The organism is Flavobacterium polysaccharolyticum (genome assembly GCF_038739875.1).
Lineage (GTDB): Bacteria > Bacteroidota > Bacteroidia > Flavobacteriales > Flavobacteriaceae > Flavobacterium > Flavobacterium polysaccharolyticum.
Window position 1 is genome coordinate 143303 of the sequence record NZ_JBCGDP010000008.1, and the last position, 13380, is coordinate 156682.

The window sequence follows — 13380 nt, forward strand, 5'->3', positions numbered from 1 at the left end:
TAATAAAATTAATACCCAAACGGATTGTCAACACTATGCATTGGAGTTGTAAACCATTTTGGTCCCTTTTCGATCATGTAAAAATGATCTTCATGTCTAATTCCGAATTTACCCGGTACGCAGATCATCGGTTCGTTACTGACCACCATTCCTTCGAGTAGCTTTATTTCGCTTCCGCGGACTAAATACGGGTATTCATGAATATCAAGTCCGGTGCCATGCCCTACTCTGTGTGGCAATCCGGGTAAATCATAATCAGGGCTTAATCCGGCTTTGGCCAATGTTTTACGGGCAGCATCATCTACAAAACAGCATTCAGTACCAATTTTTGCAGCTTCAAAAGCAGTTTGCTGTACCTTTTTTTCTAGATTCCAAATCGTTTTATATTCTTCTGAAGGAGTTCCAAAAGCATAAGATCTTGTAATATCAGAAAGATAGCCTTCTAACCTGCAGCCTGTATCAACAATTACAGCCTGATTTTCTTTTAAAAGCTGGGGAACTGCTACTCCATGAGGATATTGAGTATCATCACCAAACAAAATAATACAGAAGTAAGACCCTGAAGTTATTCCTGCTTTTATATGTGCTTTATTTACAAAATCTGTCACTTCGCTTACGCTGATTCCGGGCCTTAAGATTCTGGCAGCGGCTCGTTGAACCTCCATCGTAATATCTTTTGCTTTTTGAATAATGGCAATTTCATTTTTAGACTTTTGCATTCGGCATGATGATGTAATGTTTTGTGCCGTTACAAAATCATAAACATTATTGGTCTTTGAAATTCCGTCAACTAAAAAATAAGCTGCCGATTCATCTATAGCAATAGTTCCGTTAGTCAAATTCTTTTTATTCAATAATTTTCCAACTAAAACATAAGGAGATTCATGCTCCTCCCAGCAATTAATATTGGACTGAACTTTCAAATATTTGTTAAAAGTCCCTTCTTCAAATTTTGGAACTATATATTCTAAAGAACCATCTTCAAAAAGTATCGCTCCGACCATTCGTTCAGAAGCACTCCAAAGTGTTCCTGTAAAATAATACAGATTCGTTCCCGCGTTAAGATACATTGCTTTAACATAAAGTTGTTTCATTAGGTTTACCGCCTTTTTGATACGTTCCTGATATTCTTCTAATTGAATAGGTTGAACATCGAGTATTCTGTTTTCTATTTTTTCTAATTCAATTGCAGCACTTGAACCGCCTACACCTATTGTCATTTTTTTCTAATTTTACGTTAACCCGCTAAATTAATCAATCTTATTTTATTCTTTTTTAGGTTTTGTCTGGTTCATCAGTTTTACTACTTCATCCTGATTTAAAGCATAATCATACATACGTAATGAAGCGATAAATCCCGAGAAATTCTCTCCAATATCTGAAGCACCAATTATAAGTTTAGCTTTATCGATGGCCGAAGACAAAAGCATATTTTGCGAATTATCCAAAACTCCGTCTACATAAATTTTCTCGACAACACCATCAAAAGTTAAAACCAGATAATGCCATTTATCTGCCTCAGGAAGTTTGTTAAATTTCATGTCAAAATGCCCGTCTAAATGTACTCCTGCGCCATAAGGTCCACTGTTGTAAGCTAGGGCGTTATATGAATTTGCAAGACCAAACCTAGTCCTATCGCACCAAGAGGCTAAAATTTCTCCTTCTTTTGCTATTTCTGGGTTTTTAACCCATGTTGCTAGGGTGTAAGAGCCATTCCATGCAAGACTTTCAGGTACTGGATTATCTAGTACAAAGGCACCATTTTTAAAATGAAAAGCTTTTATTCCGTCTACTTTTTCCAAAGAAACGTCGCCATTTTTAGTAAAAACCCCTCCAATAAATCCTTTATTAAAAACAGTACTTATTGTTGAATTACTTTGAATTGTAGCTGCATCAAAATCTACCAATAATTTCTTAGTGCTTTTTACAGCAGGAAACGTTTTAGATTCTTTATTTTTCAATGGCAACGGAATATCAAATAAGGAATCATAGACCTTAATATTCCAGACTGCTGCATATAATCCGGTTTTTTCTGAGGCTGAAATGGTCAGTTTTACATAACGTGCCCTAACCTCACTATCATCAATCATTGGACTTCCAGCTGTCCGATTTTTAGATCTGTCAGCATATAGATTCCACTTGGTTCCATTAACAGAATATTCTAATGTATACTGGTAATAATAACTTGCAAACTCAAATTGGGTCATTATTCTTTTTATTTTCTTCTCTGAACCTAAATCGATAATTAAATGTTGTGGCGTTGTATTATCAGAAGCTTTCCACATTGTGGCATTATTATCATCTGTCGCATAAGAAGGCTTGTATTCATAATCATATTGAGTCGATTTTAGATGATAAAAAGACGAAGCTGTTGTTTTTGCTCCAAAAGCGATGTCTTCAGGAACCTCCGATTTTACCAAATCTTTTATTCCTCTACTTGAAGGAACAACCGTTTTGATTGTTGAATCGTTTTCAAATACCATCTTATCCATGCAAACCTGCCTGGCAAGTCCGCCTCTGGTCATTGGATAATCGTGTTTATGATAAACGATATAATAATCGTTATTCTCTTTCAAAACCGAATGATGTCCCGGGCCATGTACCGTTTGATCGTTATTGGTACTCAAAATCGGATTATTTTTTCCTGGAATAAAAGGTCCATATGGTGAATCAGAATATGAATAGCGAACATTGTAAGTTTCATCATGGCAGGATGCACCAGAATACATTAAAATGTATTTTGATCCTTTTTTCATGATGTAAGCTGCTTCAAAAGGTGCCGGAGTTTGCTCAAGTGGAATATTGGTTGAGTTTTTCATTTTGTTCATCGAATCTTTATCTAATTCGCCCACTGCATAACCTCCATTATAATGCACCCAAGTACCCCAATAACTATAGATTTTACCATCTGTATCTTTAAAAAACTGAGCGTCGAGTGAAGGGAAATTTTCTCTCGGATAACCGTTTGAAATTACCGGAACATCTTTTTTGCTTAATTTTTCCCAGGGTCCAACAGGAGAATCTGAAACATAACCATAAATATTACAGCCAATTTCGCAATTTCCAAAATACAAATAATACTTTCCATCCTCACCTTCTACAATATCAGGAGCCCAAAAGTTTGTAATTGACTGGGCTGAAAAGGATGGGATTTCCATGATATAATTATACCAGTTTTTAAAGTCTTTGCTGTACCAGACTGTTGGGGCTCCAGATGCCAGCATTTCATTATCTGTTGTTGCATAGATATAATAAATGTCTCCAAACTTTTTGATTGTGGGATCGGCAAACCAACCCGGTAAAATTGGATTTTTTACTCCGGGAGCACTTACATAAACATCTTTTTGTGCAAAAATGGTTCCTGCAAATGCAAAGATAATTAAGCTGTAAAATAGTTTGTTTTTCAGCATTGAATATTACAGTTTAATTTGAATAGCTTTGCTTTTTAACGCTATCTTGTAAGCGCCCCTTACTTTTTCGTAAGGTAGTTTAATCTCCTGATCAGTTCTTAAATACGCATCTGGCGTGTGCACTGTTTTAGGATTTAAAGTAATGCTGACAACACCAGTTTTAGTATTATAATTTACTTTTCTAAAAGTTCCAGCATCTAAAGTAAGCCAAAGTTTTTTTGGTGCAATGAATATTTTAGATTTGGCTGCTGTTGTAATTTCAACTTCAACCTCGTTCTCTTTTTCTTTTAGATTCCCACCAAAAGCCAGCCAGCCGTATTCTTTTTCATTGGTAATAAAAGTAGCCGTATTAACTGCATAACCAAAGAAACCGGATCCATAATCTCCTGATAAATAATCAATTTGCAAGGTTTCAGGATAAGAGTGGAAAGCAGCAGGACCGAAACCATCTTCGGTAATATTTGAAATTCCGCCCAATAAACCTCCGTATCCAACTTTTAAGAGATGAAAATTATCAGGTGTTTTTCTGAACTGCTCTAATACCGGAATCGCATTTATAGCCGAACCATAATGATGTATCTGACGCTCTACTCTTGATAATTTTCCTCCATATAAAAAGTCCCAATATCTACGGGCGTTTCCATTGTACGCCCAATGCGGCATTGTTGGCATGTAAGCCAAAATAGCATCCATAGTAACTTTTGCTTTGTCGTTATATCCAAAATAAACTGACCACGTATACACTTCTTCCTGACCTGTAGAATCCCAAGGCATTTCACTTCCGAACGGATAATTCAGTGTTCTCCAATGATCTGCTCTTTCTTTCATTTTGGATTCCAGATTATTGGCCATTTCAGTATATCCTTCCGCTTTTAAATCTTTCAAAATCAATAAAAATACTGTTCCTTCCATTTGTCCGAACTGTGCATAATAAGGTGCCAATCTGGTCATAGCAATAGTGGTTTCATAAGCATTTTTCAGATACCAGTCCCACGCATGATTGGTAACCAAACCATCATGATATCTTGCCAAGCGATACATCGTCCAGTGCGCAGCTGCAACGTGCGGATAATTAAAAGATCTTCCAGGATCGTCAGAACCTTTTTTATCCCATGCAGCCCAGGTTTTATAATTTATATCTTTGCTGTATGTACCTTCAGGCATTAACTTTGGCTCGTAATAAAAAACACTTTTTTTAACACCGTACTTTAACGTATCAGCTGTATTATACTGAATGCCGCCCCATAATGTTTTATCGACAAACTGTTCCAGTTTTTGAATTTCTTCTTTATTTGGAGCTATTAATTCTTTCATCATAGCACCCAGCCAGCCACCTGCCCCGCCTTCGTCACTTAAACCAGCGATCCAGACACGACTATCCTGACTTACTTGCTTTTTGGTTTCATAATCATAAGAGATTACCGAAGGATTTCTATGAAAAGGATCATTTTTTTCATCAAACCATTGGGCTGTTGTCAGGAAATGTCCAAAATCATTAATCACACTTGTTTCCGATTTTATGACTTTATAATTGATTGATTGTTCTAATCCATCTTCATAAACCACAGTTAATCTTGCTCTTCCCCATTTTTTGCCGTGAACTGTGTATTGAAAATATCCGTTCTTATTTTTTGATTTTTCTTCTACAACTAAAGCTCCTTCTGGTTCAATTTTAATAGATTTTACTGCCCTTTTATATTTCAGAAAAAGCTGTCCATCAACATCCTTAGGCAAAACATAACCCGGAACGCCAACCGCTACCGGACGTTCGTTCTGAATTAAAGATTTTTGAATATTTTCTATCTCATCAACCAATACAAATCTCAAAGAAAAACTTTTAGATTCTCCTGCTTTTAGGATTAATGAAGTTGGTGTATTCCATTGGTCGGCACTTTTCCATTCCTGGTCTGCATAGGCTTTGCTCAATGACATCCATTCGTGGAAGCCTTCAAAAACAATACTTCTGGGCGTTTCATCATCCAATAATGGACGGTAGGCTTCAAAAGACATATTTTCTTCGGGAAGCAACAACAAGACCGGCCCGTGACCGCTTAATCTTTTCACTTCCAGATAACCGGCGTCTTTGCCAATATAAGGATCAAAAAATACATTATCGATGTGAGTTTGATCTAATGTTTTTCCCTCCAAAATGTTATTAAAAACCATTGGAACTCCCAAAGCTCCTAGTTCCTGAGCCTTATCTGATTTGTTGGTAATTTCAAAGCGCAATATTAAATTCCCGTCTTTCTGTTCGTAAAAACGTTTTATTGTTACAGGAATATCAGTTGGTAATGTATTCGAAAGATCCGCTGCTGCGAGAACATTTCCCGAAGCACTTAAAGCCGATACCGAAGCACGTTTTGCAGCCGTCGAGTAACTTTTCCAGCTTCCGTCTGCTGTCTTTATACGAAGATTAATATCTCCTAATTGATATAAACCGTCTTTGTCGCGAACAGAAAGTCTTTCTCCTGGGGTGAAATCAAACGTTTTATCGCTAACAGGAGATAAAGCCGCTACAGTTTGAGATGATTTTAACAATTTTAGTTCAAAAGATTTTGTATTCAGATTAAGGAATCCTTGGTCTGTTTCGAGCGTTGATTTTTTCGCCTTAATCTTATCCCAATATTCCTGTGCCTGTAAGTTATCCGAAGCAATTAAGCAGCAAATTGTCAAAGCCAATACTTTTATTTTTTTCATAATTTGATGTTTTTAAAACCTGAATAAAAGCTATTCAGTGATACTTTTTATTATTTAAAATCAGTCGAAAACTTCCATTTTGTTTTATAATCTTCCTCGGCAGGCAAATCCTCCAATAAAATCCGGAGCATTTCTACAGGCATAATATTTTCTTTTAAAACCCTGTCATGAAACTGTTTTTCTGTCCATCCTTTGGCTAACAATTCATTTCTTAAAGCATAAAACTGTAAACCGCCTGTCATATAAGCAACCTGGTATAATGGTGCATCTCCGCTGGCAAAGGAACGTCTTACTTCTGCTTCTGCATTTGCGTATTCATGCCCCACTTCATTCACTAATAAATCAATACATTGCTGTGGAGTCATTTCGCCCAAATGATATTTTAATGAAAAAATGATTCGGGCACAACGGTGTATTCTCCAAAATAACATTCCTAATTTTTGTTCTGGAGTTTGCGGAAATTGTTTATTCCAAAGATTGATTTCCCAATACAAAGCCCAACCTTCCATCCAGAAAGGAGTATCAAAAAGCTGGCGATAGGACTTGTAACGACTGTTCATGAAAAACTGTAGGTTATGTCCAGGAAGCAGTTCGTGTTGCACCGTTGCAAAAGAAAAATTTGGATTGTTACCACGCATGCTCATCAATTTATCTTTCTGATCCATATCCTCTGTTGGATACGAAATACTTATTTCCCAGCCTCCCGTAAAAAATGGATTCACTTTCTGACGTTCCGGAGTCATCATAATCATCTGCCAAGTTTCTTTTGTCAAATCAGGTAAGGTGATTAAATCGCGGTCTTCAATAAATTTTATCGATTGATTGTATAGATTCGTAATCGCCTGTGGCTGTTCGCCTGCCGGAACATAAGTATCTTTAACGTGCTCCAATGCCTTTTTCCAGTCATTTCCATAACCTAATTCTGTAGATGCCTTGATCATTTCTTTTTTGCACCATTCAAACTGAGTTTGAGCTGCCAAAATTAATTCCTCTGGAGAATAGGGAATATATTCGAACGCAAGACTTTTTATAATAGCTTCTCTTCCAATTGGTTTTCCAACAATCCCGCTACCATCATCTTTTAGACTTGTTTTAGAATAATTGGCTCTTAAAAAATCCTCATAGCCTTTTAGTTTTTCAGATAGTTTTTTATACGGTTTTTCCATCCACCAAGTAAAATCGGGGTCATAGCTGTAATAGAAATCATAAGCTTCTTTTAATGATTTTTCAAAAGAAACTATCGTTTTTGCGGCTTTGTCTGCTGCAAACCAGTCTTTAAAAGGTTTGTTTTTGAGCAGCTCTGTTTTTTTGTCAATAGTAATTCCGGCAATATCAAATACTTTTGCTAATTGACTGGCCACCGGGCGTTTTCCTCTTCTTCTTTCCTGAATAAAAAGATTGATATCAGCTGAAAAATCTAAAACCAAAACTATTTCTTTATATGATTTGTATTCGATCTGTAAAAAATAATCTTCCCTGCTAATTAGATTTTTTAGCAACAGATAATCTACTTTTCCGTCTTTTGATAAATTTTTAAAATCAATACTTTTTACCTTTTTTCCCCACTCTTCATAAAATTTAGAAAACCTCACATAATATTCTTCGGATTCGTTATTGGAATAAAAATTTTGCAGCGCTGTTTTGTCTGCCTGAAAAGTATTCACGACATCGATAAGTTCGCTGGAAAAGGAAGGTGTTACCATAAATAAAAATAAAATAAGGCTTAGAATTAATTTTTTCATGCTTTTGTTTTAATGTTTTAATGCTATTTCATTATTCTTTCAAAGTGACATCCAAATAAACCGAATGACGTCCGTAGGTTTCGTAAAATGGCTTGTATAGTGTTCCATCGATTTTAAACTCTAATTTCTTCGGATCTCCTTCTATTGTTTTTCCAATATTTTTTGCGTCTAATGTCACTTTGCGCCAGTCCTTTCGTGGTTCTGTTTCTTGGGCGGCCAGCAATATTGGTCCATAAAACAAACTAGCGATATTTTGTTGATCTATTACGGGTTCTAAGTGAAAATCAAATGGCATTTGCAATTCGATTGTATCGCCGTCTTTCCATTTTTTATTTAGCCTGAGATAGCTACCCGGTGTTACTTTTACTTTTTCGGGTTTACCATTTATCTTCACAAAAAATCCTTTAACCGCCCAATGTGGCACACGAACATTGATTGCAAAACTTCCATTTCCTTTTATGGTTAATTGTGTATGATCTTCATTTGGGAAAGAAGTTTTTTGCTCTATAATGACATTCCTTTCTGTCCATTTTAAAGTTGACGGAATGTAAAGATTTACATAAATCGCATCATTCGCAGCACTCTTGAAATAAATCGAATTTTGAAACTTCGTATTACTTTCAATTGCAGTTCCGTTGCAACAGGTAAAACCAGTCATATGTGGATTTCCAAACTGTTTTACAGCACCTGGCCTTAAGGGAACATGATACGTATTTGCCGGACTATTTTCTGCTACGGAAGAAAGAATGTGATTGTACAGTCCGAGTTCGTAATAATCCATTAATTCACCGCGCTGGTCATAAAGAAACAAGTCGCTTGTTAACTTAAGCATATTGTAAGTGGCACAGGTTTCGTTTTGACCTCCAGATGAAAATCCGTTTTCGTAAATGGTTGACGGCTCACTGATAAAACATTCTGCATTAGCGGGATTACGTGCTCCGGCCACTCCACCAATGCTGTACGTATAATTATTTGTGGTTTTATTCCAGAAATTATCGGCAACCTGATAATATTCAGACGTTCCTGAATCGCGGTACATTTCGAGTGCACCCATAATTTGCGGAATATGCTGATTGGCGTGTAATCCTCTAAAAGTATCTACATTTTTTACTAGTCCATGCGAATGGTTTGCATCGCCATAAAACACTTTTATATTGTCGAATAATTGGGCTACTTCTAAATAATGAGGATCTTTTGTGATTCTGTACAATCTTGCCATCGCTTCGTTCATTCCGCCAAATTCGCCTGCAATATATCGGTTCCACATACTAATCAGGGTTTCGGTTGGCAATTTTTTCATTCTCGCATAAACCCAGTCTCCCATTCCTTTGGCTGTTGCAAGTGCTTTTTCGTTGCCGTTTACTTCGTAAACATCCATTAAACCGGCAAGAATTTTATGAAGCGTGTAATAAGGTGCCCAAATTTGAGTTTTCTGCCCTCCATAAGTTGCTCCTTTTTCCAGCATGATGAATTGATCTGGCGGATAGGCACTGATATATCCTTTGCCCCAATTCCAGTAATCGGTACGAATGGATTCTGCACTGAGTTCGGATTCATAATCAGTTTTTCCAGCTCTTGGCGGAACTGCCGTCGGATCTGAAACAAATGCGCCACCAGTTTCTTTCGGAGTTCCTGACAATTGTGCCAATTGATACAATGTATTGACCATGTATTGCATTTTATCTGCAAAATTGGTTTGCAATGTTTTATCATAACCTGTGCTTGCATATGCTTGCGCAATTGCGGTTAAATAATGCCCTGTTGCATGCCCACGTAGTTTGGTTTCCTGAGTATCCCAAACGCCAAGCGGTTCTGCTCCTTTTGGTTGCTCTTGTCCGAAGGCATTTCTAAACATATACAAAAAAGAATCCGGATCTGTCGTGGCTAATGTTTTGATGAACTTGTCTCGATTTTCTTCAAATTTGGTATGATTTCCGTGAAGATCATCATTCAGGGTAACTTCATCCAATTTGAACGCTTCCAATTTGCGTTGAGGGGCAACGGCTGCCTTTGTATCTTTTACAGTAACAATTGCTTTTGGCTTAAAATCGGTTCCCGGAACGCTGCCGATTATAGTATATTGCCCCACTTTTTGCACGGAACTATTGTCCTTCGGCGAAGGCCAAATTACTCTTACTTCAGGACCAGCAATTCCGTTTTTATAAGTTCCTTTTACATAGCTTGGCAATCTTGGAAGATAACCCACTGCTGTTTCTGCTCTGATGTCTGAAACGCTTGCCAAATAAGAATTATAAAGCTGAGGAATTGTTTTTGAAAATACCGGCAGCTCTACTATCTGCTCTTCTTCTGATACTTCTTCCTGGTTTTCATTTAATGCATTATGATAAATTCTGGCAATTTGTTTTTCTTCTAATGGAACTCTGTAAATTCTAAAATCGTGCAGTTTGGCATCAAGAAAAGGATCTCCGGTTTCTAATGATTTTCCGATATACAAAAGGTTTTTTCCTGCCAAATTAGTATCCAATACCTGATTTAATTCTAAGGCTACATTTTTGGTTTCACTTACCAAGACACCGTTTAAAAAGGTGCTAATCGATTTTGAAGGAATGTTGATTACTAATGCTATATGGTTCCATTTATTAATTTCTAAAACCACAGATTTAGTTTGATATTTATTCTTTACCTCTGCGGTAATTTCAGCATGATATCCTTCTTTTTCTTTTGTTCCGGTTGGTGAAGCAAAGAAATTAGATTGTGTATTTTTTCCGAAATCAAAAAAACGTTGTCCTATTTGATTGGAACGTAAATAAAACCATCCCGTTATGGTTAACGATTCTTCTCCTAATAATGCTTCGCCTGGAAGAGAAACAAAAGCATTACTGTCTGCAGGCAAAGAAAGTACAGTTCCAAACTGTTCGTCATTTATAAATTTTCCTTTTGAATCCTGAATTTTTCCGTGCCAATTATTTCGTGACCAGTCTTTTGTATTACCATCAAATATATATCGGGCAATTAATCCTGTTTCGCCAATTCCGTCCAAAATCTGATCACCTGTTTGTGCGTGCAAAGTTGTTCCACACGATGCCCAAAAACTTAGTATGACACCAAAAAATAACTGATATATTTTCATTCTGAATTGTTTTTCTTATGATTTACAAAACCTCTTTTTTCTCTTTCAAAAATTTCTACTTATAAATTTCTTCCCAGCTCGGCGGAATAACACCTAATAAATGCTTTACAAAATAATCTCTTCGTTTGCGTTCGCCAAAATCACCTCCAGCAGAATGCCCCATTCCCGGAACTGTAACCAATTCAAAGTTTTTATTGGATTTTATTAAGGCATTTGCAAATTGCATGGTCGATGCCGGATCTACGTTGTCGTCTAGTTCTCCCAAAATCAACATCAGATTTCCTTTTAATTGTGCTGCATTTGCTGTATTTGAACAAGCTTCATATTCTGGTCCAACCGGATACCCCATCCATTGTTCATTCCACCACATTTTATCCATTCTATTATCGTGGCAACCGCAGGAAGCTACAGCAACATCATAAAAATCAGAATTAAAAACCAATGCTGCTCCAGCATTTTGTCCTCCTGCTGACGTTCCGTGAATACCTACTTTATCAATATTCATATAAGGATATTTGGTAGCTACAGCTTTCATCCAAAGTTTTCTATCGGGAAAACCAGCATCTTTGAGGTTTTTGTAACAAATGTCATGAAAAGCTTTTGACCGGTTTGAAGTTCCCATTCCGTCAATCTGCACCACAATAAATCCTAATTCTGCCAAAGACGACATGGCCCAATAGTAGGATTGAAAATTCTTTGGAACAAATGAATCCTGAGGACCTGCATAAATATATTCAATGATTGGATATTTACGATTTGGGTCAAAAGTGGTTGGACGTACAATTATTCCCCAAATGTCGGTTTTTCCATCTCTTCCTTTGGCTGTAAAAACTTCCGGTGCAATCCAGCCAGTATTCTTTAATACCGAAATATCCGCTTTTTGCATTTCCAAAATTGTTTTTTGTGTCTCGATGCTTTTCAAGACCGTTACAGGTGGTGTATCAACCCGAGAGTATTGATCTACGTAATAGATGTAATCTGGAGAAAATGTTACTTTATGATTGCCGTTTTCTGTTGTTAATCTTTTAAAATTCTTTCCGTTAAAGTCAATTCTGCAATAATGTAACAAATAAGGATCCTGATCGCTGTCTAATCCGCTGGCTGTAAAATAAATTTGTTTTTTCTCTTCATCAACTTTTAGAACTTTTCTGATTGGCCAGTTTCCTTTGGTAATCTGATTTTTTACTTTTCCTTTCAGCGCGTCATATAAATACAAATGATTCCATCCGTCACGTTCTGAAGCCCAAATAATTTCATTACTTTTTTTAAGATCATAGCGGTATCTTTTTCCGCTGTATTCCACAAAAGTTGGGCTTGTTTCCTCTATGATAACGCTCACTTTTCCTGTTATCGCGTTTACCTCCAAAATACGATACAACTGATGTCCTCTTTGGTTGAATTCAAAAAGAAAAGCACTACTGTCGCTTTTCCATTCAATTCCTGAAATGTCATATTGCTCCTGAAACAAATCGGTTGGAATCTGGATTTGTTTTTTTGAAGCCACTAGAAACAGTTGTGGACTTTTAAATGGTAACTGATCTCCTGGCTTTAGATAATCTCTAGTTTGCAATTTTGGCTGAAACTGATCTTTTGGACTCGACTCTACAAAATAAATTTTATGCTCTTCGCCAGGACGTACCTTATACGCCATAATGGTTTTACTGTTTGGCGACCATTGCAAATAAGACGAATAGTAAAATCCTTTTGAGCCGTCGTAACTCAATTGTGTTTCAACTTTTGTTTTTTTATCCTTAATGTATAAATTGTAATTTTTTATGAAGGCGACATGTAAAGAATCCGGAGAGCCAACAGGTTTATTGCCCAATTCATCAAAGTTATCTCCCCAATACTCCTCTTTATTTAACTGCTTTTTGTAATCTCCGATTTTACTTAGCTCATCGGCATTTAAATTATATGAAAATTTCAATGCTTCGGTTGTAAAAACTAATGTTGACAGGTTTTTATCAAACTCTAAATTTTCTATCGGAAGATCTTTAGGATTTACTTCTTTAGCTAAAATTTTTGATAATGACTGTCCTAATTTATTGTGATCAAAAGCTAATGATTGCTTTTGATTTTTCGTATCTGCCAAAATAAACTCTTTCCCTTTCAATAGATTATTGGTATACCATACGTAATCATTTCCAATCCAATGAAAATCCTTAGGAGTATTAACTACTTTATTCTTAAATAACGAATCTAAGGCATTAGCGCTCTTGTACTCTTTTAGTGTACCCTGAGCATAACTTGTTAAACACCAAAAAAGTGTTAAAAACACACTTATTTTTTTATCAGTTGTCTTCATAATTTTAATATTCATAAAAATATATAGTATTTATTGACATCAATGGGTCAATATTATCACATAGTAAGATTATATTAACCATCGAAATAAGAATGTGATAAAAAAACAGTTATTAAATACAAATTTGTATTGAAA

6 protein-coding genes are annotated in these 13380 nt (G+C 36.2%); all 6 read right to left on the reverse strand.

What is annotated here, in order from left to right; genetic code table 11:
* Positions 1 to 8: 8 nt before the first annotated feature.
* Genes WFZ86_RS10000 through WFZ86_RS10025 form a run of 6 tightly spaced genes read right to left on the reverse strand, consistent with a single transcriptional unit; the run spans position 9 to position 13245 of the window.
* Positions 9 to 1220 carry a M24 family metallopeptidase gene (locus WFZ86_RS10000; RefSeq protein WP_342691807.1) on the reverse strand — a complete coding sequence of 404 codons (1212 nt, stop codon included), beginning with the start codon at positions 1218 to 1220 and terminating at the stop codon, positions 9 to 11.
* Positions 1221 to 1265: 45 nt separating this feature from the next.
* Positions 1266 to 3410, reverse strand: a complete 2145-nt coding sequence (locus WFZ86_RS10005; protein WP_342691808.1) for a family 43 glycosylhydrolase — start codon at positions 3408 to 3410, stop codon at positions 1266 to 1268.
* A gap of 6 nt (positions 3411 to 3416) precedes the next feature.
* Positions 3417 to 6107, reverse strand: a complete 2691-nt coding sequence (locus tag WFZ86_RS10010; RefSeq protein ID WP_342691809.1) for a DUF5695 domain-containing protein — start codon at positions 6105 to 6107, stop codon at positions 3417 to 3419.
* 50 nt (positions 6108 to 6157) lie between these two features.
* Entirely contained in the window at positions 6158 to 7849 is a 1692-nt protein-coding gene (locus WFZ86_RS10015; RefSeq protein ID WP_342691810.1) for a DUF885 family protein, read from the reverse strand.
* A gap of 31 nt (positions 7850 to 7880) precedes the next feature.
* Positions 7881 to 10940: a beta-L-arabinofuranosidase domain-containing protein gene (locus tag WFZ86_RS10020; RefSeq protein WP_342691811.1), complete on the reverse strand. Its 3060-nt coding sequence runs from the start codon at positions 10938 to 10940 to the stop codon at positions 7881 to 7883.
* Positions 10941 to 10995: 55 nt separating this feature from the next.
* Entirely contained in the window at positions 10996 to 13245 is a 2250-nt protein-coding gene (locus WFZ86_RS10025; protein WP_342691812.1) for a S9 family peptidase, read from the reverse strand.
* Positions 13246 to 13380: the final 135 nt, after the last annotated feature.